General features: G+C 60.8%; 27 protein-coding genes. 9 read left to right on the forward strand and 18 right to left on the reverse strand.

Going from position 1 to position 25,569, the window contains the following annotated elements; translation table 11 throughout:
- Positions 1-136 precede the first annotated feature (136 nt).
- The 3 genes from GYM47_RS03075 to GYM47_RS03085 all read left to right on the forward strand — a co-directional run bounded on the left by GYM47_RS03075 (position 137) and on the right by GYM47_RS03085 (position 1,772).
- Positions 137-442 carry a nucleotidyltransferase domain-containing protein gene (locus tag GYM47_RS03075; protein WP_139528402.1) on the forward strand — a complete coding sequence of 102 codons (306 nt, stop codon included), beginning with the start codon at positions 137-139 and terminating at the stop codon, positions 440-442.
- Entirely contained in the window at positions 439-918 is a 480-nt protein-coding gene (locus tag GYM47_RS03080; protein ID WP_176558261.1) for a hypothetical protein, read from the forward strand. The genes GYM47_RS03075 and GYM47_RS03080 overlap by 4 nt, the downstream gene beginning before the upstream one ends.
- 77 nt (positions 919-995) lie before the next feature.
- The gene (locus tag GYM47_RS03085) at positions 996-1,772 is read left to right on the forward strand and encodes a tRNA-uridine aminocarboxypropyltransferase (RefSeq protein ID WP_153843502.1); all 777 of its coding nucleotides are present in this window, start codon (positions 996-998) and stop codon (positions 1,770-1,772) included.
- Here GYM47_RS03085 and GYM47_RS03090 read toward each other — a convergent pair.
- The 8 genes from GYM47_RS03090 to def all read right to left on the reverse strand — a co-directional run bounded on the left by GYM47_RS03090 (position 1,769) and on the right by def (position 10,164).
- The gene (locus GYM47_RS03090) at positions 1,769-2,680 is read right to left on the reverse strand and encodes a DMT family transporter (protein ID WP_153843503.1); all 912 of its coding nucleotides are present in this window, start codon (positions 2,678-2,680) and stop codon (positions 1,769-1,771) included. The genes GYM47_RS03085 and GYM47_RS03090 overlap by 4 nt on opposite strands.
- On the reverse strand, positions 2,677-3,930 hold the full coding sequence (locus tag GYM47_RS03095) for a TraB/GumN family protein (protein ID WP_153843504.1): 1,254 nt from the start codon (positions 3,928-3,930) through the stop codon (positions 2,677-2,679). Before GYM47_RS03095 ends, GYM47_RS03090 begins: the two co-directional genes overlap by 4 nt.
- Positions 3,931-3,966: 36 nt before the next feature.
- Positions 3,967-5,415, reverse strand: coding sequence for a TrkH family potassium uptake protein (locus GYM47_RS03100; protein WP_139528406.1), 1,449 nt, complete (start codon positions 5,413-5,415; stop codon positions 3,967-3,969).
- A 48-nt stretch (positions 5,416-5,463) separates the two neighbouring features.
- Positions 5,464-6,837, reverse strand: coding sequence for a Trk system potassium transporter TrkA (trkA, locus tag GYM47_RS03105; RefSeq protein ID WP_168444430.1), 1,374 nt, complete (start codon positions 6,835-6,837; stop codon positions 5,464-5,466).
- Between the two features lie 111 nt (positions 6,838-6,948).
- Positions 6,949-7,155 carry a dodecin gene (locus GYM47_RS03110; RefSeq protein ID WP_044628944.1) on the reverse strand — a complete coding sequence of 69 codons (207 nt, stop codon included), beginning with the start codon at positions 7,153-7,155 and terminating at the stop codon, positions 6,949-6,951.
- Between the two features lie 38 nt (positions 7,156-7,193).
- Positions 7,194-8,525, reverse strand: a complete 1,332-nt coding sequence (gene rsmB / locus GYM47_RS03115) for a 16S rRNA (cytosine(967)-C(5))-methyltransferase RsmB (protein ID WP_153843969.1) — start codon at positions 8,523-8,525, stop codon at positions 7,194-7,196.
- On the reverse strand, positions 8,522-9,514 hold the full coding sequence (gene fmt, locus GYM47_RS03120) for a methionyl-tRNA formyltransferase (protein ID WP_153843970.1): 993 nt from the start codon (positions 9,512-9,514) through the stop codon (positions 8,522-8,524). Before fmt ends, rsmB begins: the two co-directional genes overlap by 4 nt.
- Before the next feature lie 137 nt (positions 9,515-9,651).
- Complete coding sequence (def, locus tag GYM47_RS03125; RefSeq protein WP_153843971.1) at positions 9,652-10,164, reverse strand: peptide deformylase; 513 nt, start codon at positions 10,162-10,164, stop codon at positions 9,652-9,654.
- Positions 10,165-10,340: 176 nt separating this feature from the next.
- Between def and GYM47_RS03130 the strand changes: the two genes are divergently transcribed.
- From GYM47_RS03130 to aroE, 5 genes are all read left to right on the forward strand, one after another.
- Entirely contained in the window at positions 10,341-11,387 is a 1,047-nt protein-coding gene (locus GYM47_RS03130; protein ID WP_139525038.1) for a LysM peptidoglycan-binding domain-containing protein, read from the forward strand.
- Between the two features lie 33 nt (positions 11,388-11,420).
- Positions 11,421-12,542: a DNA-processing protein DprA gene (gene dprA / locus GYM47_RS03135; protein ID WP_153843972.1), complete on the forward strand. Its 1,122-nt coding sequence runs from the start codon at positions 11,421-11,423 to the stop codon at positions 12,540-12,542.
- Positions 12,543-12,590: 48 nt separating this feature from the next.
- Positions 12,591-13,148 carry an L-threonylcarbamoyladenylate synthase type 1 TsaC gene (gene tsaC / locus GYM47_RS03140; protein ID WP_139525040.1) on the forward strand — a complete coding sequence of 186 codons (558 nt, stop codon included), beginning with the start codon at positions 12,591-12,593 and terminating at the stop codon, positions 13,146-13,148.
- A gap of 105 nt (positions 13,149-13,253) precedes the next feature.
- Complete coding sequence (hemF, locus tag GYM47_RS03145) at positions 13,254-14,186, forward strand: oxygen-dependent coproporphyrinogen oxidase (RefSeq protein ID WP_153843973.1); 933 nt, start codon at positions 13,254-13,256, stop codon at positions 14,184-14,186.
- Positions 14,187-14,195: 9 nt separating this feature from the next.
- The gene (gene aroE, locus GYM47_RS03150) at positions 14,196-15,014 is read left to right on the forward strand and encodes a shikimate dehydrogenase (RefSeq protein WP_153843974.1); all 819 of its coding nucleotides are present in this window, start codon (positions 14,196-14,198) and stop codon (positions 15,012-15,014) included.
- Positions 15,015-15,056: 42 nt separating this feature from the next.
- Here aroE and GYM47_RS03155 read toward each other — a convergent pair whose 3' ends face one another.
- Together GYM47_RS03155 and GYM47_RS03160 are read right to left on the reverse strand one after the other, a co-directional pair.
- On the reverse strand, positions 15,057-15,314 hold the full coding sequence (locus GYM47_RS03155; protein WP_153843975.1) for a hypothetical protein: 258 nt from the start codon (positions 15,312-15,314) through the stop codon (positions 15,057-15,059).
- Between the two features lie 19 nt (positions 15,315-15,333).
- Entirely contained in the window at positions 15,334-16,137 is an 804-nt protein-coding gene (locus GYM47_RS03160) for a M48 family metallopeptidase (RefSeq protein ID WP_139525044.1), read from the reverse strand.
- A 97-nt stretch (positions 16,138-16,234) separates the two neighbouring features.
- Between GYM47_RS03160 and GYM47_RS03165 the strand changes: the two genes are divergently transcribed.
- Positions 16,235-17,107: an ATP-binding protein gene (locus GYM47_RS03165; RefSeq protein WP_153843976.1), complete on the forward strand. Its 873-nt coding sequence runs from the start codon at positions 16,235-16,237 to the stop codon at positions 17,105-17,107.
- A 15-nt stretch (positions 17,108-17,122) separates the two neighbouring features.
- Here the strand turns inward: GYM47_RS03165 and GYM47_RS03170 are convergent, their stop codons facing one another.
- The 8 genes from GYM47_RS03170 to pilW all read right to left on the reverse strand — a co-directional run bounded on the left by GYM47_RS03170 (position 17,123) and on the right by pilW (position 25,518).
- On the reverse strand, positions 17,123-17,737 hold the full coding sequence (locus GYM47_RS03170) for a hypothetical protein (RefSeq protein WP_139525046.1): 615 nt from the start codon (positions 17,735-17,737) through the stop codon (positions 17,123-17,125).
- A gap of 189 nt (positions 17,738-17,926) precedes the next feature.
- A complete protein-coding gene (der, locus tag GYM47_RS03175; protein WP_139525047.1) occupies positions 17,927-19,330 on the reverse strand; it encodes a ribosome biogenesis GTPase Der in 1,404 nt (467 codons plus the stop codon).
- On the reverse strand, positions 19,327-20,508 hold the full coding sequence (gene bamB / locus GYM47_RS03180) for an outer membrane protein assembly factor BamB (RefSeq protein WP_153843977.1): 1,182 nt from the start codon (positions 20,506-20,508) through the stop codon (positions 19,327-19,329). Before bamB ends, der begins: the two co-directional genes overlap by 4 nt.
- Positions 20,508-21,167, reverse strand: coding sequence for a YfgM family protein (locus tag GYM47_RS03185; RefSeq protein ID WP_153843978.1), 660 nt, complete (start codon positions 21,165-21,167; stop codon positions 20,508-20,510). Before GYM47_RS03185 ends, bamB begins: the two co-directional genes overlap by 1 nt.
- A gap of 79 nt (positions 21,168-21,246) precedes the next feature.
- Positions 21,247-22,557 carry a histidine--tRNA ligase gene (gene hisS / locus GYM47_RS03190; RefSeq protein WP_153843979.1) on the reverse strand — a complete coding sequence of 437 codons (1,311 nt, stop codon included), beginning with the start codon at positions 22,555-22,557 and terminating at the stop codon, positions 21,247-21,249.
- A 69-nt stretch (positions 22,558-22,626) separates the two neighbouring features.
- Entirely contained in the window at positions 22,627-23,742 is a 1,116-nt protein-coding gene (ispG, locus tag GYM47_RS03195; RefSeq protein ID WP_153843980.1) for a flavodoxin-dependent (E)-4-hydroxy-3-methylbut-2-enyl-diphosphate synthase, read from the reverse strand.
- 8 nt (positions 23,743-23,750) lie between these two features.
- Positions 23,751-24,743 (reverse strand): RodZ domain-containing protein, encoded by a 993-nt coding sequence (locus GYM47_RS03200; protein WP_153843981.1) that lies wholly within the window; start codon positions 24,741-24,743, stop codon positions 23,751-23,753.
- Between the two features lie 40 nt (positions 24,744-24,783).
- A complete protein-coding gene (gene pilW, locus GYM47_RS03205; RefSeq protein WP_139525053.1) occupies positions 24,784-25,518 on the reverse strand; it encodes a type IV pilus biogenesis/stability protein PilW in 735 nt (244 codons plus the stop codon).
- Positions 25,519-25,569 lie beyond the last annotated feature (51 nt).

The raw sequence follows: 25,569 nt of genomic DNA on the forward strand, positions 1-25,569 counted from the left end.
ACTCTAGCGGGGCTGTGCCGAAGGTGTCAACTTTTTGAAGAGAGTTGGTTTACCATGAGTGGGGATAAGAAAGGCTAAAATATGCTAGCCTTTTGAAAGTAATAAATGGCTAGTGCGTAGGCTAAGGAGGTCAACGATGCGCTTAAATGATGTTCAGCGTCAGGCCATCGTCAGCGCCGTGAAGTCGTGTTTTGGGCCGCAAGCGAACGTAAAGCTTTTTGGCTCCCGCACGGATGATCAAGCCAAAGGTGGCGATATTGATCTTCTGATCACAACCGATATCCGCGATGTCAATGACATAGTACGGGCTGAAATGCGCTGCCAAGTAAAGCTTCAGCAGCTACTCGGCGAGCAAAAAATCGATATGCTGATTGATTATCCCAACCGCCAGAATTATCCGGCCATTTTTAGCATTGCTGAGCGGGCAGGACTTCCATTATGACACAGGATATTGCACTACTACGTTTGCAAGAAGCATGGCGTGAGTGCCAACGGCATATGCATTTTATTGACTATGCGCTCTCCTCTCTTACACCATGCTTACCGCTGTCGGGGAGTCAATTAGCGGCGCTGGACGATGCGCAGATTCAAAGCTTGGATCAATTCGTACTAAGATTTGGCAAATTACAAGATGCGATGGGGACTCGGCTGTTCCCCTCGGTGCTGCTTTACCTGCAAGAGCCCTACGAAGATCGCCCAATGCTGGATAAGCTCCATCGTTTAGAGAAATTGGGCTATTTGGAAGAAAGTGAGCAGTGGCAGTCCCTACGGATGCTTCGCAATCGCTTTGCCCATGAGTATCCAGACGACCCGGATAAAAATGCAGCGCTATTAATGCTAGCCATTGAATCTGTGCCTAGTTTGGTGGCTATGCTTGAGCGTATTGGTCAAAAGTTGTCGCTGACATTTGAAAGATAGCTGCCGGAATAGCATCTGGCTGTTCAACCCCACGCTGCTTTATACTCTGCGCCCTTTGATGACACACTGGAGCGCAGATGCCTGACGCGACCTCGCTGCCCCCCGAGCAGGATGCATTGACCGACCGCGACCCGGCCACCGGACATCCGCGCCCGCCTCGTCGTGAATTCAAAGCGCGGGGCAGCTTCGTGACGCGCTGTGAGGGCTGCAACTTACCTGAGCTGAACTGCCTCTGCCCGTATCAGGTCAAGGCGGAGAGCGACGCTCAGGTATGGCTGTTGACCCACTCCATCGAGCACTACAAGCCGACCAATACCGGGCGTTTGATTGGCGATGTGCTCACCAATACTCGCGTGTTTACTTGGTATCGCACCGCGCCGGACGACACGCTGGCGGCGCTGTTGGACGATCCACGCTACGCACCGTTCGTGATTTTCCCCGATGACCAGCCGGATTACGCCGACCGCGTGGTGGATATCGGCGCGGTGCATGCTGCCAAGCAGCAGGCGCGCATACCGGTATTCATCATTTTGGATGGCACCTGGCGTCAGGCGCGGCGTATGTTCCGCAAAAGCCCTTACCTGGATGCACTACCGGTGCTGCCGCTGCGTACCGAGCGGGAGACCCGCTACCGGCTGCGCAAGCCCGCCTCAAAAGCGCATCTGTGCACTGCTGAAGTCGCTATTGAGTTACTGCGTCAGAGTGGCGATGAAGCAGCGGCTAGCGTGTTGGATGACTACTTTGACGTGTTCAACGATAGCTACGCCGAGAGCCGCTATTATCGCAAGATCGAAGAGCCTACGGCAGCCATGCAGCGGCTATTGGAGCGGCAGCGGGCAGAAGAGCACGGTTAGCGGGAAGGATTGCCACCGGGCAGCCAGCGCAGCAGCACTTTGCGGACCCAGTACCAGCGATTGATCAGTAGTGCCATAAAGATCAGGCTACAGCCAAGCAGTTGCAATGCGGTCATGGTTTCGCCAAACCACCAAGCGGCAAACAGCGCGGTCCAGACGGCTTCTAGCATCAGAATCACCGCCGCATGGCTAGGCGTGGTCATGCCTTGCGCTTTGATTTGCAGAAAGAAGCGCAGCGAGCTGGCCAGCAGCACGCTGGCCATGAACCAGCTGAGAATCGACGGGCTGAGCGCCAGCGGCTGGTGCTCCACCACCAGGGAAAGCCCCGTTAGCACCACGCCTACCGAGATCAGTTGCAGCGTGGTTAGCGGCAGCGCAGGCACATTGCGCACTACGCGGGTATTGACGTTGATCAAAAGCGCAAAACAGAGCGCGGCGCACACCATCAATAGCTGGCTGGCTTCCACTCGAAATCCCGCATTGAGCGATAGCAGCGCAAAACCGAGCAGCGCAATGGGCAGCGCGATCCACGTGCTGCGCGGTGGGCGGTCACCAAACAGCAGCCGTGCGACGACGGGAACCAGCAGAATGCCCAAGCTGTTGATGAAGGCACTTTCACCCAGGTGATCGGAGTAGTGAAGCCCGAGCACCCAAAACGCGATGGCGGCGCTGAACAAAACGCCGACCAGCAGGCCGCGGCGCACACGGCGTAGAGGCATGCGCCGTAGGGCAGGCCAAGAGAATCCCAGCAGGATCAGCCCGGCGAGTAAGAAGCGCGTGCCGATGAACAGCAGCGGCGGCATGCCCACCAGCGCCTCCTTGGAGAATATCCAGCCACCGGCCGCCACGACCGTGACCAGCAGAAGCAGTGCGTCGGCCTGCCAGGGGGCTTGCTTGATCGAGCTCACGCAGCACCGCTGCCGAATAGCGCACCGGCGATTCTAAACCCAGCGACCCAGGTGCCCACTGCCGACCCCAGCGTAGCGAGAATGAACACCAGTAGGGTGCGCGAGACGCGGTTCTTCCACCAGCCTTTCAGCTGCGTCACGTCGTGGCGCAGACTAGAGAAGTCGCGCACTTTGGGCTTGCGCATATAGAGCTCTACCCCAGCGGCCACGAAGCCGGCCCCAATCGTTGGGTTGAGCGATGTGAGCGGCGCGGCAAAGAAGGTGGCAATGACCGTCACCGGGTGAGCGAGAGCGGCAATGGTGGCTCCGCCGGATAGAATCCCGTTGATCAAAAACCACTCGATGACTAGCTGCCAGCCAAGCTCGGTATTGCGCGAAAAGCCCACCACGAAACCGGTAATGACCAGCGCGGTAATCAGCCAGGGAGTGGCTTTACACAGTTTGGAGGGCGGCGGTGTCGCTTCGAGTGACGCCCTCTCGATGGTGGGGTTTTCCGGCAGCGGTGCTTCCAGGTGCTCGCTCGTCCCCTTCAAATGTCCGGCGCCCAATACCACCAGCACGTTCTGGTAGCGTCCGGGAGGTGCGTCTTCCGCCAAACGCAGCGCCATATAGCGGTCGCGTTCACGAATCAGCGGCGTATAGAGTGCCTCCGACTCTGCGGCAAACTCGCTGAAGGTCGCTTCCAGCATGTCGCCCTCTTTGAGCTTTTCGATATCCTCTTTGGAGACATCCTGACGCGAGAGCACGCTGCCAATTAGTCCGGAAAACAGCGAGAAGCGCTGCCACCAGGGCACGTTGCGGTAAATGCGTTTGAGGGTGATGCCTACATCCCGGTCGACCAGCAGTAGCGGTAGATCGCGCGAGCGGCACTCTTCCACGGCAGCGCGCATTTCGGCGCCAGGCTGAATCCCGGACTGCTCGGCAATACGCTGCTGGAACGCGCCGAGGGCGAGGCTGGCTGCGACCATCCCCGCTTTGCCCTGCTTGAATACCTGGAACAGGTCCTGCTCGCCCATGGCGTCGGGATTGTCCATGCTTTGGTGACGAGCGTCGCACAGCTCGATGGCCACGGCGTCGAACTGGCCGCTGTCGATCAATTGGCGAACGTCGTCCGCGCTCTCGGCCGACACGTGGGCCGTTCCCAGCAGGGTATAGTGCGTCGTGCCCACTTGAACGGTCGTCAGCGGGCCGCTAGTCGTGGGCAGCACGAGGCTCTCTTGAGCCAGCGGTGTTGCATCATCTTGGGTCATTAAAAAGTCTCAATGAATAAGTCACTCGCAGTGTGTTTAACGCCGCCAAAAGGCGGGGGTAAACAGCACCAGTACCGTAAAAATTTCCAAGCGGCCCAGTAACATGGCCAGTACTAAGATCCATTTGGCAAGGCTTGGCAAGTCGCCATAGTGGCTACTGGCTTCACCGAGCGCAGGACCCAGGTTGTTCAGTGCAGAGCCAACGGTCGACCATGCCGTCACCTGATCGACGCCCGTCGCCATCACACCCACCAGCATCAAAAAGAACAGCATCACATAGGCAGAGAAAAATCCCCAGACGGCCTGCGCAATGCTATCAGGCACGCTCACTTTGCCGACCTTGACGGCAATCACCGCGTTGGGGTGGATCAGACGCATCACCTCGCGCATGCCCTGCTTCAAAATCAGAATGATACGGATGACCTTCATGCCCCCGGCGGTGGAGCCCGAGCAGCCGCCGACGAATGCCGCCACGAACAGCAAGAACGGCAGCGCCCCTGGCCAACCGGAAAAGTCCGCCACGGCAAAGCCCGCGGTCGTGGCCACCGAGACCACCTCGAAAAGCGCGTGCCGAAGACCAGTGATGCTCTCGTAGGTATCGGTGAGCCATAGGGTCACCACGGTGATGGTGGTGAGCCCGGCTAAAAACAGCATCAGAAAGCGCGCTTCGGGATCTTGGAAATAGTGCAGCAAGCGCTTTTCCCGCCAGGCAATGAAGTGCAGGCTAAAGCTGAAGGCGGAAATCAGCATGAAGGCCACGCAGATGAGTTCGATGGCGGCGCTATCGAAATAGCCAATGCTGGCATCGTAAGTAGAAAAGCCGCCAATGGCGACAGTGGAAAAGCTGTGCCCCAGGGCATCGAACCAGTTCATGCCCGCCAGCATGTAGGCAACCGTGCAGGCGAAGGTCAGCGTCGCGTAAATGTACCAAAGCGCTTTGGCGGTTTCGGTGATGCGTGGCGTGAGCTTGGAGTCCTTGAGCGGGCCGGGGATCTCGGTGCGATAGAGCGCCATACCGCCGACGCCCAGGGTGGGCAAAATAGCCACGGCCAGTACGACGATCCCCATGCCGCCCAGCCACTGGAGCTGCTGGCGGTAGTAAAGAATCGACTCAGGCAAGAAATCGATGCCGGTGATCACCGTGGCCCCAGTGGTGGTCAGGCCGGAGAACGACTCGAACACCGCGTCGGTCATGCTCAGCGCGTCTTCGCCAAACAGCATCAGCGGCAGCGAGCCGAACAGCGCCAGCACGGTCCAGAACATGGCGGCGATGATGAACCCGTCGCGGATGCGCAGCTCTTTATGGGCACGGCGGTTGGGCAGATAGAGCAGCAGCCCCGTCATGACGGTAATTCCAATACCGCTCATGAAGGCATGCCAAACGCCGTCACGAAACCAGAGCGACATGAGCATGGGAGGGAGCATCGTTAGGCTGAAGAGCATCAGCAGCAGGCCCAAAATTCGTAAAATGACCCGCAAACTCATCGTGCTGTTCGCCCCGGTTGTGGCTGTGTCATCACGCTGGCACGCTCCTTAGAAAAACGTTAGCCCGACTTGGAACAAGCGCTCCACGTCGCGAATACGCCGCTTGTCGATCACGAACAGAATCACGTGGTCGCCGCTCTCCACCTTCACATCGCCGTGGGCAATCAGCACCTCTTTGCCGCGTACGATGGCACCGATGGTGGTGCCCTCGGGCAGGTCGATCTCGGCGATGGTGCGGCCCACGACTTTCGACGACTGCTTATCGCCGTGGGCGATGGCCTCGATCGCCTCTGCAGCGCCCCGGCGCAGCGAGTGTACGTTGACGATATCGCCCCGGCGTACGTGGGTGAGCAGGCTGCCGATGGTGGCCTGTTGGGGGGAGATGGCGATGTCGATATCGCCACCCTGCACCAAATCCACGTAGGCCGCGTTGTTGATCAGCGTGAGGACCTTCTTCGCTCCCAGCCGTTTGGCCAGCAGCGACGACATGATGTTCACTTCGTCGTCGTTGGTCAGCGCGCAGAAGATATCGCAGTCTTCGATGTTTTCTTCTTCCAACAGCCGCTTGCTGGTGGCGCTGCCGTGCAGCACCACGGTGCGGTCCAGCCGCTCGGAGAGCGTGGTGCAGCGCTCCAGGCTGTGCTCGATGATCTTGACCTGATGGCTGTGCTCCAAGTGCTCCGCCAAGCGTTCGCCGATATTGCCGCCTCCGGCGATGACGACCCGGCGGAAGTCCCGCTCCACCTTGCGCAGCTCGCTCATCACCGCGCGGATATCCCGCCGAGCGGCCAGGAAGAACACCTCATCGTCGGCTTCGATGATGGTGTCGCCCCGGGGGATGATCGGTCGGTTGCGGCGGTAGATCGCCGCGACGCGGGTTTCCACGTTGGGCATGTGCTTGCCCAGAAAGGCCAAATCCTGGCCCACCAATGGACCGCCGTAGAAGGCTTTCACCGCCACCAGCTGTACCAACCCGCCGGCAAACTCCAGCACCTGCAGCGCGCCGGGGTGCTCGATCAAGCGGCGCACGTGGTCGGTCACCACCTGCTCGGGGCTGATCAACACGTCGATGGGAATGGCTTCGTGGGCAAAGAGGCCTTTACGAGTCAAGTAGGCGGTGGAGCGGACCCGGGCAATTTTGGTGGGGGTGCGAAACAGCGTGTGAGCCACCTGACAGGCGATCATATTGATCTCGTCGGTGTTGGTCACCGCGATCAGCATATCGGCGTCTTCGCAGCCCGCCTGGCGCAGCACGATCGGGTAGGAGCCTGCGCCGGTCACCGTGCGGATATCCAGCTTGGTGTGCAGCTCGCGCAGTTTTGCGCCGTCGGTATCGACGACGGTGATGTCGTTCTCCTCGCGGGCAAGGTGCTCCGCAAGGGTGCCGCCGACTTGGCCGGCGCCGAGAATGATGATTTTCATCGCTAAGCATCGGTTCCGTTATGAGCGCCAACGTTTTATCAGCACGCAGTGTGCGCTGCAACAAAGACGGCGGCCAGTGTAAACCAGCCGCCGTCGAAAAGCAGGTAGGGATTATTCCAGCGTGAAGCCGACTTTGATCGTGACCTGCCAGTGTGCCACGCGGCCATCCTCGATGTGCCCACGCGTGTCGGTGACTTCAAGCCAGCGCATATTGCGAACGCTTTCGGCGGCTTTGGTCAGGGCATTCTGCACGGCGTCCTCGATTCCTTTTTCGGATGAACCGGTTAGCTCGATATGTTTATAGGTATGATGACTCATGCTGTCTCCTTGCGTGTCATGAAAAGGCGGCCTAGTGCTTAAGCCGTACGCTTCTCTAGTCTGGCATAAAAAAAGCCATCGTGACTGTTCACGTCAGGAAACAGCTGGCGGCCCGTGCCGCTTTGCTCACCCCAGGCCACGTCATGGGGCGTGGTGGCATGGGCGTCCGGGGTGCGGTCTAAAAACGCATCGATTTGTGCGGCGTTCTCTTCGGGCAGCACCGAACAGGTAGCGTAGAGTAGGGTCCCACCTGGGCGTAGCAGTGGCCATAGATTATCCAGCAGCCGTTGCTGGAGCTTGGCAAGCTGGCGAATGTCCTCTTTACGGCGTAGCGCTTTGATGTCCGGATGGCGACGAATCACGCCGGTGCCGGAGCAGGGGGCATCCAGCAAAATGGCATCAAAGGGCGTGCCGCTCCACCAGTCGCGGGTGGTGGCATCGGCGTGCTTTAGTTCGGCACTGAGCCCTAAACGGCCGAGCGTGTCGTCGACTTTTGCCAGCCGCTGGTTGTCGCTATCCAGCGCGGTCAGGGAAATGTCGAACTGCTCTAGCAAGTGAGCGGTTTTGCCGCCAGGGGCGCAGCAGGCGTCTAGTACATGGGCGCCGGGACGTGGCGCGAGAGCCGGGCCCAGCAGCGCGGCGCAGAGCTGTGCCGCCTCGTCCTGCACGCTGACGTGGCCCTGTTCGAAGCCAGGCAGCGTCGAGACATCGCAAGGGTGAGTCAGCGTGATGCCATCGGGGGCATGGAGGCAGAGGTGGCCATCCAAGCCCTGCTCGGTGAGCCGCTGCAAGTACGCTTCACGATCATTGTGGCGCTGATTGACGCGCAGCGTCATCGGCCCCGGTTCGTTGTTGGCCTCGGCAATGGCACGCCACTGCTCGGGCCAGGCGCTGCGCAGCTTGCCGAGCAGCCACTGGGGGTGTTCCAAGGCCACGCTCTCATCACGGTCCACTTCGGCCTGCAGCGCATCGGCCTCGCGCTGCAGTCGGCGCAGGCAACCGTTGAGCACGCGAGTTGCCCACTCTTTGTCCAGCAGGCGTGCGGCCCCGGCGGTTTCCCCCACGGCGGCGTGGGCAGGTGTGCGCATGTAGAGCAGTTGATAGATACCGATCAGCAGCAGGGCCTGGATATCCGCATCACGCTTTTTGAAGGGCTGCTTCAGCAGGCGGCTGGCCAACGCTTGCAGGCGCGGCAAACGTCGGCAGGTGCCGTAACAGAGTTCTTTGAGCAGCGCGCGGTCTCTGGCAATGACGCTGTGCTCATCGAGCCCGGCCAGGGAGCCTTTATCGGTGAGAATCGGCACCAGGCTTCTGGCCGCCGCCGCGCGCACGTCCAGGCCGCTATCGCCTTTGGTGGGTCGCTCGCTCATGGGTGCGCTCCTTGCGAGGCTGGCTGTGAAGGCTGTCCAAGGCGAACACCCTCGCTCAAGGGCGTTTGGCGGGCATTCAAAAGATCACGCACTGCCATGGCTTTGCCGCCGGGCAGCTGGGCACGGCTAACGCACAGCACTTCCTGGCCCTGGGCACCGCAGGCAATGCGCAGGTGTTCGTCGCCATGTGCCAACAGCGTACCTGGGGCGACGGGCGACTGCTCACCGGGCTCTACGCTGGCCATCAACAGCCGCAGACGATCGTTCCCCAGGGTGCACCAAGCCACCGGCCAAGGGTTGAAGGCGCGGATTTTACGCGCCAGCTGCTCGGCGGGCTGGCTGAAGTCGAGTTCGGCTTCGGCTTTGCTGAGCTTGGCGGCGTAGGTCACCCCCTCGTCGGGCTGCGGGGTTGCCTCCAGGCTTCCGCTGTCCAACTGATCGAGTACGGTCACCAATGCATTGGCGCCTTGAATGGCCAGCCGGTCGTGGAGGTCGCCGCCCGTGGTGCGTGAGGTGATCGGCGTGCGCACGTCGTAGAGCATGGCGCCGGTATCCAGCCCCGCGTCCATCTGCATGATGGTGACGCCGGAGGCGCTATCACCCGCTTCGATGGCACGCTGAATCGGCGCCGCGCCGCGCCAGCGGGGCAGCAGCGAGGCGTGGACGTTGATACAGCCTAACCGCGGCGTATCCAGCACCGCCTGGGGCAGCAGCAGCCCATAGGCGACCACCACCATCACATCGGCATTCAGCGCCGCCAGTTCGGCTTGCGCATCGGCGTCTTTCAAGCTGACGGGTTGGACCACCGGCAGCCCGTGCTCTTGTGCCAGCTGTTTGACCGGGCTGGGCGTGAGCTTGCGGCCACGTCCAGCGGGACGGTCAGGTTGGGTGTAAACCGCCACCACTTCATGTTCGCTGTCGAGAACGGCAGCAAGGCTGGAGGCGGCGAAGTCTGGCGTGCCAGCAAAAACAACGCGTAACGGTGACATGGTGGAGAGCCCCTAAGAGAAGAGAGAAAGTGCCATCTATGAAACGCACAAAGGCCGAGAGGCAGCGCTATCGTGCAGGCATTCAGCCTGTGAGTCAGCGTGTCAGCTCGGCCAGTGGCCAGGTGATGAGGTGCCGATTAGGCGTCGTTCATAAGCTTGTGGCGCTTCTGCATTTTTTTCATCACTCGGTCGCGCTTGAGCGGAGAGAGGTAATCCACGAACAGGACACCTTCTAAATGATCGAGTTCATGTTGAATGCAGTGGGCCAGCAAGCCGTCCGCTTCCAACTCGTAGGGCTCTCCGTTACGGTCCAGCGCGTTGAGCGTCACTTTCAGGTAGCGCGGTACTTCGGCATAGTACTCAGGGATCGACAAGCAGCCCTCGGAGAGCGGCTCTTTGGCATCACCGATGGGCTCGTAGCGCGGGTTGATCAGCACCAGCGGCTGGGAGTTATCGTCGCTGACATCCATGACGACCACGCGGCGATGGACATCGACTTGCGTTGCGGCAAGGCCGATGCCGCGTGCGTCGTACATGGTCTCCAACATATCGTCGACGAGCTGGCGGACCTCGTCGTCAACGGTTTCCACCGGTACCGCCTTGGTGCGCAGGCGCTCGTCGGGGAATTCGAGAATAGGAAGTTTGGCCATGGCGTTACAATCACCGTTATGCTGAGTCTTTAAGATGAGTTAGCGGCGAACCTGTGTCAGCGCGCCTAACTACTTTACTATGGGCCACTATATCATGCTGATAGCGTTCCTGGGCACGCGCGACACCGTGTGGCCCTCTTCCTCTGCTTTACCAACGACTGCCTGGAGAGAACCGGATGGCGGCCCGAAAGCCTCTTTATTATAGCGTCTTTGGCGTGCTCTTAACGTGGGTGCTGTTGTCCAGCCAAGCTGTTTTAGCTCTGGAAGGCTTACGTCACGATGCGCCGCAGCGCTACGAGGTAGTGCCTGGCGATACCCTATGGGATATCTCGGCCCGCTACCTCCACTCCCCGTGGCAGTGGCCGTCGCTGTGGCGGTCGAATCCACAGGTGCGCAATCCACACCTCATTTATCCTGGCGACGTGCTGCTGCTGGGCAGCTGCGAAGGCCAGCCTTGCGTCACGTTGGAGCGTGGTCAGAGCATCGTCAAACTCTCCCCGCAAATGCGCACCGTGCCAGAGCGTGAGGCCATTACTCCCATCCCGATGGAAGTGGTCCGCGCGTTTTTGCGCGAGCATCGCGTGGTCGAGCCAGGCGAGCCCCTGCAGGAACTCGCCTACGTGGTAGGCGGCGACAACCAGCGTCTGATTAGCGGGGCAGGCGATAGGTTGTACGTGCGTGGAGAGCTGCCGGAGCGCGCGAGCTTAGGCATTTATCGTCCAGGCGAGCCCTACATCGCCGCCGATGGCACACGGTTGGGCGATGAGCTGATCAATATTGGCGAAGCGCGCTACGTTAGCAGCGAGGGCGATATCGCCCGGGTCGAGGTGCTCAGTGCTTATCAGGAAGTACGTAACAACGACATTCTGCTGCCCCTAGAGGATCGTGAGCTGAGCGCGTCGTTCGAGCCCCGCGCACCGTTGAATGACGTCTCTGGACAGATCGTTGCAGTACCGGGCGGGGTGCGTTTTATTGGGCGCCTACAGATCGTTGCGCTGGACTTAGGCACCCAGGATGGCCTGCAGCCGGGGCACGTCCTGCGTGTCGACCAGCAGGGCGAGCTCGTCACCGATCCTCGCACCCAAGAGCTGCTGCGTTTACCTGACACTGAAGCGGGGCTGGTGATGGTTTTTCGACCTTACGATCACATGAGTTTCGCTCTGGTCATGCAGGCGTCACGGGTATTGGCCGTCGGGGATCGCGTGCGTTCGCCCACGCGCTAACGAACGAATCATCCGTTACAAGAGGGAACAGCGATGGATGCCAAGGAGTGGTTGGCAGTGCATGCACTGCCTGGGATGGGCGCAACGCGCATTGGACAACTGGTGGCGCGGCAGCCATCGTGGCCGCAAGGCTGGTTGGCGGCGTTGCCCAGTAGTGCCGCCAATGCGTTACGCCTGTGGCTCGCTCACCCGACGCGCAGCCCTTTGCAACACGCGGTGGACGACACCTTGACCTGGCTGCAAGGCGCGCCTCATCGTCATCTACTACACCGCGATCATCCTGATTGGCCTGAGTTACTCGATCAGCTTCCAGACCCACCGGTGGTACTGTGGGCGCAGGGGGATTTACGTGCCCTGAGCGCCCCGAGCATTGCCATGGTCGGTACGCGCCGGCCCACGTCGGAGGGCGGTCGCAATGCACAAGCGTTTGCCCGCGAATTGGCTGGGCGCGGCTGGTGTGTGGTGAGCGGTATGGCCTTGGGGGTCGATGGCATTGCCCAGCGTGCCGCGCTGGAGGCAGGTGGCACCTCCATTGCCGTGCTGGGAAGCGGTATCGACGTCATTTACCCCGCACGCCATCGGGATCTCTATGAACAGCTCAGCACCCAGGCCGGCGGTTTGGTGCTGTCCGAACACCCGCCGGGCACGACGGCGCGTCCGGCCTTTTTTCCCCGCCGTAATCGTATCGTCACTGGACTATCGCTTGGCACTCTGGTGGTCGAAGCCACCGAAAAAAGCGGTTCGCTGGTCAGTGCCCGCCTTGCCCTGGAGCAAGGGCGCGAGCTTTTTGCACTGCCGGGCTCGGTGCATAACGTGCAAGCCCGTGGCTGCCTGCAACTCCTGCGTAGCGGGGCCACGCTGGTGCGCCATGTGGACGACATGCTCGAAGAATTGCAGCAATGGGCGCCCCACTACCTGCACGAAGAGGCGGCTGTCGGTGCCGAGCCGGTCTCCCATGGCACCGACAGCCCTTCGCCTATCACCGGCGACCCGCTGCTCGATGCACTGGGCACTTCGCCAACGCCGATCGATCTGCTGGTGCAAACCACCGGTCTCTCGGTCAGTGATTGCCAACAGCGGCTGTTAATGCTTGAGCTCGAAGGTCAGGCGACGCAGCAGGCAGGTGGCTGGGTGAGAATGACGGCCCCGTGGTAAGATGCAGCCACCTTTGTTCGATTGGCTGAGAGCTTATCAGGAGCGTCTATGAAACCGGCGGTTGACGTGAAAGCGGCGGTAGCTGCGCTGCGTAAAGGCGGTGTGATTGCCTGCCCCACCGAAGCGGTGTGGGGGTTGAGCTGTGACCCCGATAACGACGAAGCGCTGGCGCATCTCATGCGTATGAAGGAGCGCGATCCGGCCAAGGGCGTGATTTTGGTAGCGGCGACCATTCAGCAGTTCCAGCCCTGGCTCAATCAGCTACCGTTAGCGTTACATGCGCCGCTGGCCGCCAGTTGGCCCGGTCCCCATACGTGGTTGGTGCCCGATAACGGCAGAAGCCACGGCCTGGTGCGCGGCGCTCATCAAAGCGTGGCGCTACGCGTCACCGACCATCCGCTGATGAAAGCGCTGTGTGAGGCGTTTGGTGGTCCGCTCGTTTCTACCTCGGCCAACCGAGCCGGTGACCCGCCTGCCATGAGCGCAGACGAGGTCGCCACCATTTTTGGCGAAGACGTCGCAGCTATCGTGGCGGGCGAATTGGGCGGCAATGCCAAACCCAGCACCATCCGCGATTTAGTGACCGGCAAAGTGATGCGTGACTAGCTGCTCGGCTTCGTCACACTGTCAGCGATTCACGATTCACGATTCACGATTCACGATTCACGATTCACGATTCACGATTCACGATTCACCTCACCAGGAGTCAACGTGGCCCACGAGCACCTAGACGACGTCAAAGCGTATCTACTCGATCTTCAGGAGCGCCTATGTGAAGGGCTTGCCGCCGCTGACGGACGGGCCGCGTTCAAAGAGGATAGCTGGCAGCGAGAAGAGGGGGGCGGAGGGCGCTCGCGGGTGATGGAGTCGGGCGCTGTTTTCGAAAAAGGCGGCGTCAACTTTTCCCATGTGTACGGTGCGCAATTGCCGCCCTCAGCTACCGCCGCACGGCCGGAGCTGGCCGGACGCAGTTTTCACGCGGTCGGCGTCTCTTGGGTCATGCACCCGGAGAACCCCAACGTACCCACCAGCCACGGCAACGTGCGCTTTTTCATTGCCGAAAAAGAGGGCGAGCCGCCGGTGTGGTGGTTTGGCGGGGGCTTCGACCTGACCCCCTACTATCCCGTGTTCGAGGACGTAGTGCACTGGCATCAGGTCGCACGCGACGCCTGCGCGCCCTTTGGAGAGGGTGTTTATGAGCGCTACAAAGCGTGGTGCGACGACTACTTTTACCTCAAGCACCGCGAAGAGACTCGCGGGGTGGGTGGCCTATTCTTCGACGACCTGAACGAAGGCAGCTTCGAAGAGTGTTTTGCCTTCCAGCGCGCGGTAGGCGATAGCTTTCTGGACGCTTACCTTCCCATCGTCGAGCGTCGGAAACAGGACGCATGGGGCCAGCCGGAGCGGGAGTTCCAGCTCTATCGGCGTGGCCGCTACGTCGAATTCAACCTGGTGTGGGACCGAGGCACGCTGTTTGGCTTGCAAAGCGGCGGACGCACGGAATCGATTTTGATGTCCATGCCGCCGCTGGCCCGCTGGGAGTACGCCTTCACGCCTGAGGCAGGTAGCCGTGAAGCCGTGCTGTACGACTATCTGGTGCCCCGCGATTGGCTGACCGAAGCCGCCCAGCAGCGCCATGTCTAAGGAGTGTCGATGACCGACCGTTACTGCGTGTTTGGTAATCCGATCAAACACTCGAAATCACCGCTGATTCACGGTGAGTTCGCCCGTCAAACCCAGCAGCCCATGACGTACACGGCGGTACTGGCGCCTGAGGATGGTTTTACAGACGCATGGCGAGCTTTCGTGGCGGGCGGTGGCCGGGGTGCCAACGTGACCGTGCCGTTCAAAGGCGATGCTTTTGCGCTTTGCGATACGTTGAGCTATCGCGCCAAGCGCGCCCAAGCGGTCAATACGCTGATCGTGGGGGGTAACGGGCGCACCTACGGTGATACGACCGATGGTATTGGATTAGTGCGTGATTTGGCCTATCACCGCGTCCCTCTGGCGGGTAAGCGCGTGCTGGTGCTCGGCGCTGGCGGTGCCGTGCGTGGCATTTTAGAGCCACTGCTGGCCGAAAAACCCAGCGAGGTGGTCGTCGCCAACCGAACCGTGGCAAAAGCCGAGCAGTTGGCGGAGGCGTTCGTGGATCTGGGGCGTATTTATGGCGGTGGCTTTGCGTCGGTAAAGGGGCCGTTCGATGTGGTCATTAACGGCACCAGTGCCAGCCTGTCAGGCGAGCTGCCGCCGCTACCGGAGACACTGTTTGGCGAAGGTGCCTGGGCCTACGACATGATGTACGGCGCCGAGCCGACGGTGTTTCTTCAGTGGGCAGGACCGCGCGGCGCAAAGCTGCTGGATGGTTTGGGTATGCTGGTCGAGCAGGCGGCCGAATCGTTCTTTGCATGGCGCAACGTGAGACCCGAAACGGCCAGCGTACGCACGCTTCTACGTCAATCGCTCAATTATTGAGCAGGGCGATGGGGGCGAGTGCCCCCATCGTGTCGTCGTGACCTAACGCGATTTGGTATAAAACCCCACCATACACATCACCAGCCCCACCACGGATAGCAGCATGCCGCCGTTGACCAGCAGCGGTGAACGCTCGAGCCACGACACGAAAGGCTGCGGTGTGTCATAGCATGCACCATCCAGATAGTTCCAATAGCCGCCATCGAGTTGGCAAGCGCGGACGTCCCCCAACTCCCAAAAATAGACGCCTAGTAGCACCAGAACTGGTAGCACTAATAGCAGTAAACCCAATCGGATCATCGAAAACCTCTAAGTGGAGCTACGGGCGTGGGCAGTTGGGCGTGCGGCCGCTGCTGCGCGCCTGCTCGTAGGTGGCCAGCGCTTGATCCATGTTGGCTTGCAGGCCTTGAATCCGCTGGCCTTGACTCGGGTGGGTCGACATCCAGGCGGGAGGCGCGCCGCCGCCCGATGCGGCCTGCATGTTCTCCCATAGCGTGACGCTTTCGCGCGGATCGAACCCCGCCTGCGCCATGAGCTGTAAGCCAATCACATCGGCCTCGCTCTCATGACGTCGGGAGAACGGCAGGGCGATCCCGTATTCGGCACCCAAGCCGAGCACGCCCATGAGCTGCTGGCCTGCCGGTGTCTGCATCCCCGAGGTGCTGGAAATGACCGAGAGACCCAGCGACGTGGCACTTTGGGTGGAGGCGCGCTCGTTGGCATGACGCGCGAGCACGTGGCCGATTTCATGGCCGACGACCGAGGCGAGCTGGTCCTGCGTGGTGGCAATATCCAACATGCCGGTGTTGACGCCCATGTAGCCGCCCGGGAGGGCGAAGGCGTTCGGCTGTTCGGATTCGAAGACACGAATTTGCCAATCGAGGTTACGCTGTTCGTTGGGGAGGACGTCGACGATCGCATTGGTGATGCACTGCACGTAGCGGTGGCTCGCCTGGCCAGCGGTCGGAATGTTTTGCTGATATTCGGCGAAGGCCTGCTGGCCCATTTGATTGAGCTGATCATCGGAGAGCAGCAACAGCTGTGAGCGGCCGGTGGGTGAGGTCGAGCAGGCTGCGATCGAGGCGCACAGCGCCGTCACCGCTAATGGGCGAAGCCAACGCATAGACAGTTTCCTTATAGACGAGTAGGGATCCTTGCACACAAGATAACCACTGACCGTGGTAAATCAACCCCTATCATAACGCACTCTGAGGATGACGATGGATGCCGAATTAAGCCAACGCCTGGCGCGATTACTCGATCATGTCGACCACTGGCTGCCACCCGCACCTGTCCCGGTCGAGTGGGAAAAACACGTGGCGGCCATTTGGCAACGCCACCCGCTGGGTGGGCGGTTGGTGCCCGTGCCGCCAAGAGACACGATGACGCTGGACGACCTGCTCGGTATCGAGCGGCAAAAGCTGGCGTTGGTCGATAATACGCGCGCCTTTTTACAAGGGCTACCTGCCAACCATGCGCTGCTGTGGGGCTCCCGTGGAAGCGGAAAATCATCGGTGATACGCGCACTGCTCAACTCGCTGGCCACAGAGGGGTTACGGCTGATCCAGGTTGACCGACATGATCTGTCGAGTCTGCCGCTGCTAGTGGAACAGCTTCGGCATCAGCCGCATCGCTTCGTGGTGTACTGTGATGATCTCTCCTTCGAGGGTAACGATGACGCGTATAAGGCGCTTAAGAGCGTGCTAGACGGCGCGCTGACCGGGCCACCAGATAACGTACTGCTCTATGCGACCTCGAATCGTCGCCATCTGTTGCCGGAGTCCATGGACGATAACAGCGGTTCACGGCTGGTCGGCGAGGAGTTGCATCATGGCGACGCGGTGGAGGAGAAAATTTCGCTGTCGGATCGGTTCGGCCTATGGCTGGGTTTCCACCCCTTCAGCCAAGCGACCTATTTGGAGGTATGCGAACACTGGGTGGGGCGTATCGGCACGTCCCAGGACTGGGACGATGCGGCACGGGCAGAGGCGATTCGCTTTGCCACGCTGCGCGGAGGGCGAAGCGGCCGCACGGCGTGGCAATTTGCGGCCCAGTACGTGGGCCGCAAACGGCTGCATGAGCGCGGTGAGTAACGCGCTTGGCAAGACTCAGCGTTGAGGAATGAGCTGCCCGTCGTCACCGACGTTCAGGCGAATCGTCGGAGTGAGCAGGCCTGACGGCAGGGTCATGCCCAAACCGCGCAAATCGCCAGGAGTAATGGCCAGTTCGCTACCCGCGGGCAGTTCCCCTTGGCTTGCGAGCTGGCGAGCTAACGTCAACATCGGCGTCATTTGCTGACGGTCGGCGGCGAGAATATCGAACGCCACCGGCAGGCGCAGATTGGCGTCCTCGCCAGAGGTGAGGGTAACGTTCTGCTGATAGTTGCCCTGCACTGGGTCCACGCCAGGCATGTCCAGCGTCCAGCGAAAGCCTGACATCTCGACCGGCGGCATGCCAATGGGCAAGCCAAGCCCCATCGCCAGCGTGGCCTGCACCGGTAGACTGCCTGTGCCCAGGCTAGAGGCCAGCAGGCTCGAAAGGTCGCTGGTGTCCAGCCCGGCATTGACACTATAGGGGCCAATACGCACGTCTTCGATACCGAGCGAGGTGACCGCCAAGCGAAAGGCAAACAACCCTGTTTGTGGCAGCGCCAAACAGCCCGTCAACAGGCTGGCTAACAGCAGTAACACCAGGCCGCGTCCGCGACGAAAAACAACGTGCATGTGACTCCCTCCTGAGAAGGACAAGGGTGAATGAGCTAAGGGTAGGTAAGGTGAGTAGCGATGAAGCTGGACCAGAAAAGCGCCGCTATTTGAGGGTGGGCGAGGGTTTCTGTCAAGCAGATTTGTCAGTAATGACACAATAAAAACGCCCGCTGCGACAGCAGCGGGCGTGAAGACACGAAGCCGCGTTTAGCGGCGGCTTTTGCGTGCCTCTTTGGTACGGTTGAGCTCGCGCTTTTTGGCTTTCTCTTTGTCGCTGGCCCCCGCCATAGGGTCATAGGGGTTGTCGCCGGAACGAAACTCGAAGCGCATCGGCGTACCGCGCACCTTCAACACTTTACGGAAGGTGTTGGTGAGGTAGCGGCGGTATGCTTCGGGCAGCGACGACGTTTGGTTGCCGTGTACCACGATGATCGGCGGATTGCTGCCGCCCTGGTGCGCCATACGCAGCTTGATGCGGCGGCCGTTGACCATGGGGGGCGGATGCTGGCTGACCGCATCCTGCAGCAACGTTGTAAGGCGGTTGGTCGACCAGTGCGCGTTGGCAGCGTTGAACGCCCGTTCGATGGAAGGGTAGAGATCGCCCACCGCCGTGCCATGCAGCGCGGAAATGAAGTGCAGCTCGGCGTAATCAGCAAAGCCCAGACGGCGCTTGATATCGGCGCGCATCTTCTCTTTGGCGTCGCTCTCTAGGCCGTCCCACTTGTTGACGGCCAGTACCAGCGCACGGCCCGTGGTGAGCACGTAATCCAGCAGGTGCAGATCCTGTTCGACGAGACCACTGCGGGCATCCAGCACCATCACCGCCACGTGGCTCTCTTTGATCGCATCCAGTGTTTTAATGATCGAGAACTTCTCAGCGATTTCACGCACGTTCTTGCGTCGCCGAATACCTGCGGTATCGATCAGCACGTAGGGTTTTCCGTTGCGCTCGAAGGGGATTTCGATGGCGTCGCGGGTGGTGCCCGCTTCATCGAACACCACCACCCGCTCTTCGCCTAGCAGACGGTTGACCAGCGTCGACTTGCCCACGTTCGGGCGGCCGATGACCCCGATACGAATACCTTTGGTTCCCGTGTCGGCCGGGATGCTAGCATCCCGCTCAGGGAAGGGCTCGAGCACCGTATCGATCAGCAGTGACACGTTGCGGCCATGGGCAGCCGCAATCGGCCAGGGATCGCCCAGACCCAACGTCCAGAAGTCGGCCATGGCCGAGTGCTCTTCCAAACCGTCGGTCTTGTTGACCACCAGCCAGGTTTTTTTCTGATTGACGCGCAGATGATTGGCGATGGCTTCGTCCGCGACGTTCAGTCCGGCGCGGGCATCGACCAGGAACAGCACGATATCGGCTTCGTCGATGGCCGCCAGCGACTGCTCGGCCATCGCAGCATCGATGCCTTCTTCGTCACCGCTGATACCGCCGGTATCGATGACGGTGTACGCCTTTCCACCCAGCATGCCGTTACCGTATTTACGGTCACGGGTCAGGCCAGGGAAGTCTGCCACTAGCGCATCGCGCGAGCGGGTCAGACGGTTGAACAGCGTCGATTTACCCACATTGGGGCGACCGACTAATGCAATGACGGGTGTCATGGAGTGACTTCCAGGGTTTCCAGGCGACCATTGTTGGCCTGGACATGAATGGTGCTGCCTTCCGTGACCGGGCGCACGCTGATGCCCGAATCATCGATTCGGGTGCGGCCGACCAGATTGCCATCGCGGGCGTCGATCAGATGGACATAGCCCTCGAAATCGCCCACGACGATACGGCCATCGGCAAAGGCGGGAGCGGTGAGCCAGCGGTCTTCGAGATCGTCGTTACGCCACATCTCCTGGCCGCTATTGGCGTCGAGTGCCACGAGATGGCTATCGTCGCTGACTACGAACAGGACATTACCGACTAGAATCGGTGTATGGCGGCTGGAGAGGCTGGTTTCCCATAGCATGCCGCCACGGGTGGCTTCCAGTGCGGCAACCCGGCCGTTGTAGCTAGTCACGAACAGACGGCCATCCGGACTGAGCACTGGCTGGCCCGTTAGGTCTACCAGTCGCTCGACATCGCTACGTCCGCGTGGGGTGGCAATCTGCATATCCCATAGCGCTTGGCCGCTACGGTTATCGAGCGTGGCCAGACGCCCGTTGGCTAGGCCCACGAAGGTAACCGGGTCGATGACCATTGGCGTGCCGGTACCACGCAGCGTCAAGGCAGGCTGCGAGCTGGTATACACCCAGCGCTCTTCGCCGCTAGCGCGATCCAGGGCCGTGATCTGGCCGTCCACGCTCTGAACTAGCAACAATTGTTGATTGGCCTGCGGAGCCGCCAGCACTTCGCTGGAGACCCGCGAGCGCCAAGTAACGCTTCCGTCGCGTTGGTCGAGGGCAATCACCTCACCGTTGCGGGTACCGAGATAGACGTGACCTGCAATGGCGTTCAGCGCGCTGGAAATCGGGCTATCCAGCTCGACTTCCCACTCACGCGCGCCGCTGTCGGCATTGAACGCGGCGACCAAACCGTTGGCATCCGCTGCGAAGAGCGTATTGCCTTCACGCGACGGGGCGATGGGGTAGCGGGCACGACCAAAGCCATCGCCGACGCGGCGGTCCCACACGCTATTCAGCGACGAGGTTTCATCGAAGCTACGCAGCTCTTTGGGAGTAAAGGCAGGTTGGCCTTTGCTGGCACAACCCGCTAGCAGCGCTAGCGCGAGGGCTCCCAGGGTGGTGCGCATCAGATGTTTGGAAAAGAGCGGTTTAGACGGGTGAGTCGTCATCACTGTGTCGCCTCCTCGGCGCCGAGATCGTCGAGCTTGAACTGTACGCCGTACAGCGGCTGGTTCTGGTTTTGGGCGATGGACTGCGCAGTTTGCCACGCTTCGCGCGCTTGCTCGGGCTGGTTCTGTGCGAAGAACGCATCGCCCCGCACATTGGCTTGTTGAGCCGCCAGTGCATCGGAAATGGGCTGGTCGAGCAGCGCGAGCGCGGCTTCTGGATTGCCCTGCGCGACCTCGATGCGCGCTAGGCGCAGCCACGCCACGCTTTGCACATAGCGGCGCGATGAGTGGCTGGCGACGTCTTGCAGTGCCTGCTTGGCCGTGGACAGATCGTCTTGCTCGACGGCAAGACGAGCCTCCAAGAGCTGTGCCAGTTCGGCATACAGCGTGTTGCCGTAGTCGTCGGTGAGCTCATCGATCAGCGTCTGTGCTTCGCTAAGCTGGTCGTCTTCCAAGGTCGTGCCAGCCGTCATATTGATGAGCTGCTGATAACGGGCAGAGGCGGCTTCCGCTTTACCTTCTTGGTAGTTTTGCCATGCGTTCCACCCAAAGACACCCGCCGCCGCGAGTACGGCACCAGCGATCAGCGAGGTTCCGTTCTCTTTCCACCAGCGTTTGACGACTTCTAGCTGCTCTTCTTCGCTTCTCAGCTCCGCCACGGGCGGCCTCCTGTTCCATGGGTCAACCGCTGCTGCGGCCAACGATGTTCATCTGCCCAAACCGTGCTGGGCAGTTACGTTAGTGAGACGGTACGTTCGACGACAGTATCTCGCGAAGCGCGTCGGCCAGCTCGGCTTGGGCCACTTGCTGCTGCTCGCGATCATCGCGCAAATACTTCAGTGTGGCGGTTTGGTGGGCAAGCTCGTCTTCGCCCAGCAAAATCGCCACCGGCGCGGCGCTCTTGTCGGCTTTTTTCATGCGGCTTTTGAAGCTGCCGCCGCCACAGTGCAGCTGCAGACGCAGGGTGGGCAGCGCGCTACGCAGCTGCTCGGCGAGTGTCAGGGCGGCCACACTAGCGCTGTCGTCCATCGGCATCAGATAGACGTCGCAGCCGCCCATGGCCTCATCGGGCACCAGGTCGAGCGTTTCCAGCAGCAGCACTAGGCGCTCGATGCCCATGGCAAAGCCCACGGCCGGCGTGGGTTTGCCACCAAGCTGCTCGACCAAGCCATCGTAGCGGCCGCCAGCGCACACGGTGCCTTGGCTGCCCAACGCGGCGGTCGTCCACTCGAACACCGTGCGGCAGTAGTAGTCCAGGCCGCGCACCAAGCGCGGGTTGACCACGTACGGTATACCGGCAGCCTCCAGCATCGCCTTGAGCTGCTCGAAATGCGTGCGGGACTCGTCGTCCAGATGGTCCATCAGCTGCGGGGCCGCATCGAGCATGTCGGCCATGTCCGGGTTTTTGGAGTCCAGAATGCGCAGCGGGTTGCTGGTCAGGCGGCGTTTGGAGTCCTCGTCGAGTATGTTTTGGTGCTGCTCGAAATAGGCCACGAGCTTATCGCGGTAGGCCGCCCGCGCCTCGGCGGAGCCTAGCGAGTTCAGCTCCAGGGTGACGTGCTCCATCAAGCCGAGCTCTTGCCATAGGCGCGCCGAGAGCAGGATGACTTCGGCATCGATGTCAGGGCCCTCGAAGCCGTATGTCTCCACGCCCACTTGGTGGAACTGTCGGTAGCGCCCTTTTTGGGGCCGCTCGTGACGAAACATCGGCCCCTGGTACCAAAGCCGCTGGGTTTGGTTATGCAGCAAGCCGTGCTCCATGGCCGCCCGTACGCAGCTGGCGGTGCCTTCGGGACGCAGTGTCAGGCTGTCACCGTTGCGGTCGTCGAAGGTGTACATCTCTTTTTCGACGATATCGGTGACTTCACCGATCGAGCGGGCAAACAGCGCCGTTTGCTCGACGATGGGTGTGCGAATTTCATCGAAACCATAGCGGTGCATCAGTTGGCGTACTTTGCCCTCAAAAAATTGCCAGCGAGGGCTATCGCTGGGCAATAGGTCGTTCATACCACGGATGGCTTGAATCTTTTTAGCGGCGGACTTGCTCAATGAAAACTCCTTATGGGGCGGCAGCGGACGAGGCGGGCGTCGACATCGCCTAGGCCTGCGACACGGGCGTTAAACGCTGCGCGCAATCATGTTCTCTTGCTGCTGCTCTTTTTGACGCACTTTATCGCGAATCAGCTTTTCCAGATCTTCGACGAGGTGGTCATTGCGCAGCTTGCTCGCCGGCTTGCCATCGATATAGACCAAATTGGCAGGCGAGCCGCCGGTGAGGCCGATATCGGTCTCCTTGGCTTCGCCAGGGCCGTTGACCACACAGCCAATCACCGAGACGTCCAGCGGTGTCATCACGTCTTCAAGCCGCTCTTCGAGCTGGTTCATGGTGCTGATGACGTCAAAGTTCTGCCGCGAGCAGCTCGGGCAAGCAATGAAGTTGATTCCCTTGGCGCGCAACTTCAGGCTCTTGAGCATGTCGAACCCGACCTTGATCTCTTCTACCGGGTCGGCGGCCAGCGAGACGCGAATCGTGTCGCCGATACCGTCCATCAGCAGCATGCCCAGGCCAATGGACGATTTCACCGTGCCCGAGCGCAGGCCGCCCGCTTCGGTAATGCCCAGGTGCAGCGGCTGCTCGATGCGGTTTGCCAGGTCGCGATAGGCGGCCACGGCCATGAACACGTCCGATGCTTTGACGCTGACTTTGAATTCTTGGAAATCGAGACGATCCAGGTGGTCGATATGGCGCATCGCCGACTCGACCAGCGCCGCAGGCGTGGGTTCGCCATACTTCTTTTGCAGGTCTTTCTCCAGCGACCCCGCGTTCACGCCGATACGGATCGGAATGCCGTGGTCTCGGGCGGCGCTCACCACCGCGCGCACGCGGTCTTCCCGGCCAATATTGCCGGGGTTGATGCGCAGACAGTCCACGCCCAGCTCGGCGACCCGTAGCGCGATCTTGTAATCGAAGTGGATATCGGCCACCAACGGCACGGCCACGCGCTGCTTGATCTTGCCGAAGGCCTCTGCGGCATCCATATCGGGCACCGAGACGCGGACGATATCCGCCCCGGCTTTTTCCAATTGCTGGATCTGTCCGACAGTGGCCTCGACGTCCAGCGTGTTGGTGTTGGTCATGCTTTGCACTGAAATCGGTGCATCACCGCCCACCGCGACGTTGCCAACGTGAATTTGGCGTGACGGGCGGCGTTTGATCGGAGAAGGGGCGTGCATAAGACGGGTCACTCTCCCAGGGTAAAGCGGGCAACGTTATTGGCACCGGCGCGCTCGGCAAGGTCGACTAACTCACCTTGGTAACGCAGCTCCACGCCAGTGGCGTTGCCAACGGTTAAACGAAAAGGCGGTTCGCCCTCAACGCTGGCGGTGGTGCCGGGGTTTTGCAGGCCGACGAACACGCGCTGGTTGTTGGCATCGAAAATCTCGGTCCAGGATTGCTCGTTGAACGTCAGTTCGAGCAGGTTAGGGTTGGCGGCGGGAGCCGCCTCGGCCACGGTTTCCTCAGGCGCGTTGGTGGCTTCGACGGCGGCCTCGGTCTCGGCCGTTTGGTCGGCAGGCGTTTCATCGCTTGCCTGTGCGGGCTCGTCATTGCTCGCCAACGGTGCGGTGGCCGCATCGCTGAGATCGCTGTCAGGCGAGGCATCGCTAGCGGTGTCGTTAGTCGGCTCTTGCGTGACGGCAGGCTCGGGCGTGATCACCGGCGTGGCGACTGGCGTGGGCTCGGGGGCTGGCTCGCTGATCGGCGCTTCGTTATCTTCCATCGTGGAAGAGGTACCAATGCTCGGCGGCTCGCTGCCGCCGCGGCTCTGCCACCAAGCGACCGTCACGGCAATCAACCCCGCAATCACCAACAGGGTGACCAATTTGAAAAGCCAGGCACCTACCTTGGAGGGGGGCTTGGTGACGGCAACTGGCGCTACTTTGCGATCGGCATCGCTGGTGCCATGGCGCGCTTGGTAAGCGTCGAGCACCATGCGGTCGTCCATGCCCAGGTATTTGGCATAGGCGCGAAGGTAGCCGCGACGATAGGCGGCGACGGGAATCTCTTCGTAGTGATCGCGCTCTAGGCCATCCACCACGGCGGGGCGCAGGTTGAGGGCGCGGGCGGCATCCGCTAACGGAACACCAAGCGATTCGCGTTGACGCGAGAGCAACTCACCAGGGGTTGCTGTGCTGGGGGCTGGAGTAACGCTATCGTGTAACTGTGTGTCGCTCATGGCTGAGCATCCTTCAATAATGTGGTGATCAGAGCGTTGATCAGCGGTTGAGCAAGCGCTGGTAGTCGGTGGCCGCGGCGTCGTCACCGCGGGCGAGGGCGACATCGATCGCCAGTTCCAGTGCTGCTGGGTCGGGGCCTGCCAGCTGCAAGTAGTTCTGCAGCGGCGCCCAGGCCTGATCATAATTGCCCTGTGAAATTTCGAGTTCGGCTAACATTAAATACCCGCGGGGGTTGCGCGGGTCGATGCTTTGCGCGCGCTGCAAACGTTCGCGCGCCTTATCCAATTCGTCGATGGCCAAATAGCACTGCCCTAAGTTGGTGAATAGCTGGGCGCGATTGGCGTACTGGGCATCTTGGGATGCCCTTTCTAACTGTTCGCAGGCTTGTGGAAACTGTTCCTGCTGGTACAAAAACGCGGCGTAGTTGTTACGTGCGCGGGTGAACGATGGCTCGGCATCTAGCGCTTGTTCGAAATAACGGTTGGCAAGCTCGCTCTCTCCCTGCTGCTGGTAGACCAGCGCAAGGGCTTGAAGTGCCTCGGGATGACGTGGGTTTAGCTCCAAAGCGCGGTCGAGGGCATTCAGGGCACGTGTCAGGTTATCACGCTCTAAGTAGGCGACGCCAAGCTGGGTATACGCCTCTACCGCAGCGGGATTGGCATCGCTGCGAACGGCCTGACCAGAGGTGGCGCAACCCGCTAGCAGCAGGCTGCCAGCAAGCACGGACAGCATGGGCATCCTGATGGAAATAATGCGCCTGCGGTGACCGATCATCTACGCCCTCTTGTGTCGGGTTGAACCATTGCCATACAGCGGGCGATTGCC

Source organism: Vreelandella piezotolerans, from assembly GCF_012427705.1.
GTDB classification, from domain to species: Bacteria; Pseudomonadota; Gammaproteobacteria; order Pseudomonadales; family Halomonadaceae; genus Vreelandella; species Vreelandella piezotolerans.

Bases quoted from the DNA above. Each gene is read 5' to 3' on its own strand.
- GYM47_RS03075 (WP_139528402.1), top strand. From the start codon at position 137: ATGCGCTTAAATGATGTTCAGCGTCAGGCCATCGTCAGCGCCGTGAAG.
- GYM47_RS03080 (WP_176558261.1), top strand. From the start codon at position 439: ATGACACAGGATATTGCACTACTACGTTTGCAAGAAGCATGGCGTGAG.
- GYM47_RS03085 (WP_153843502.1), top strand. From the start codon at position 996: ATGCCTGACGCGACCTCGCTGCCCCCCGAGCAGGATGCATTGACCGAC.
- GYM47_RS03095 (WP_153843504.1), bottom strand. From the start codon at position 3,930: ATGACCCAAGATGATGCAACACCGCTGGCTCAAGAGAGCCTCGTGCTG.
- GYM47_RS03100 (WP_139528406.1), bottom strand. From the start codon at position 5,415: ATGAGTTTGCGGGTCATTTTACGAATTTTGGGCCTGCTGCTGATGCTC.
- trkA (WP_168444430.1), bottom strand. From the start codon at position 6,837: ATGAAAATCATCATTCTCGGCGCCGGCCAAGTCGGCGGCACCCTTGCG.
- GYM47_RS03110 (WP_044628944.1), bottom strand. From the start codon at position 7,155: ATGAGTCATCATACCTATAAACATATCGAGCTAACCGGTTCATCCGAA.
- rsmB (WP_153843969.1), bottom strand. From the start codon at position 8,525: ATGAGCGAGCGACCCACCAAAGGCGATAGCGGCCTGGACGTGCGCGCG.
- fmt (WP_153843970.1), bottom strand. From the start codon at position 9,514: ATGTCACCGTTACGCGTTGTTTTTGCTGGCACGCCAGACTTCGCCGCC.
- def (WP_153843971.1), bottom strand. From the start codon at position 10,164: ATGGCCAAACTTCCTATTCTCGAATTCCCCGACGAGCGCCTGCGCACC.
- GYM47_RS03130 (WP_139525038.1), top strand. From the start codon at position 10,341: ATGGCGGCCCGAAAGCCTCTTTATTATAGCGTCTTTGGCGTGCTCTTA.
- dprA (WP_153843972.1), top strand. From the start codon at position 11,421: ATGGATGCCAAGGAGTGGTTGGCAGTGCATGCACTGCCTGGGATGGGC.
- tsaC (WP_139525040.1), top strand. From the start codon at position 12,591: ATGAAACCGGCGGTTGACGTGAAAGCGGCGGTAGCTGCGCTGCGTAAA.
- aroE (WP_153843974.1), top strand. From the start codon at position 14,196: ATGACCGACCGTTACTGCGTGTTTGGTAATCCGATCAAACACTCGAAA.
- GYM47_RS03155 (WP_153843975.1), bottom strand. From the start codon at position 15,314: ATGATCCGATTGGGTTTACTGCTATTAGTGCTACCAGTTCTGGTGCTA.
- GYM47_RS03160 (WP_139525044.1), bottom strand. From the start codon at position 16,137: ATGCGTTGGCTTCGCCCATTAGCGGTGACGGCGCTGTGCGCCTCGATC.
- GYM47_RS03165 (WP_153843976.1), top strand. From the start codon at position 16,235: ATGGATGCCGAATTAAGCCAACGCCTGGCGCGATTACTCGATCATGTC.
- GYM47_RS03170 (WP_139525046.1), bottom strand. From the start codon at position 17,737: ATGCACGTTGTTTTTCGTCGCGGACGCGGCCTGGTGTTACTGCTGTTA.
- der (WP_139525047.1), bottom strand. From the start codon at position 19,330: ATGACACCCGTCATTGCATTAGTCGGTCGCCCCAATGTGGGTAAATCG.
- bamB (WP_153843977.1), bottom strand. From the start codon at position 20,508: ATGACGACTCACCCGTCTAAACCGCTCTTTTCCAAACATCTGATGCGC.
- ispG (WP_153843980.1), bottom strand. From the start codon at position 23,742: ATGCACGCCCCTTCTCCGATCAAACGCCGCCCGTCACGCCAAATTCAC.
- GYM47_RS03200 (WP_153843981.1), bottom strand. From the start codon at position 24,743: ATGAGCGACACACAGTTACACGATAGCGTTACTCCAGCCCCCAGCACA.
- pilW (WP_139525053.1), bottom strand. From the start codon at position 25,518: ATGATCGGTCACCGCAGGCGCATTATTTCCATCAGGATGCCCATGCTG.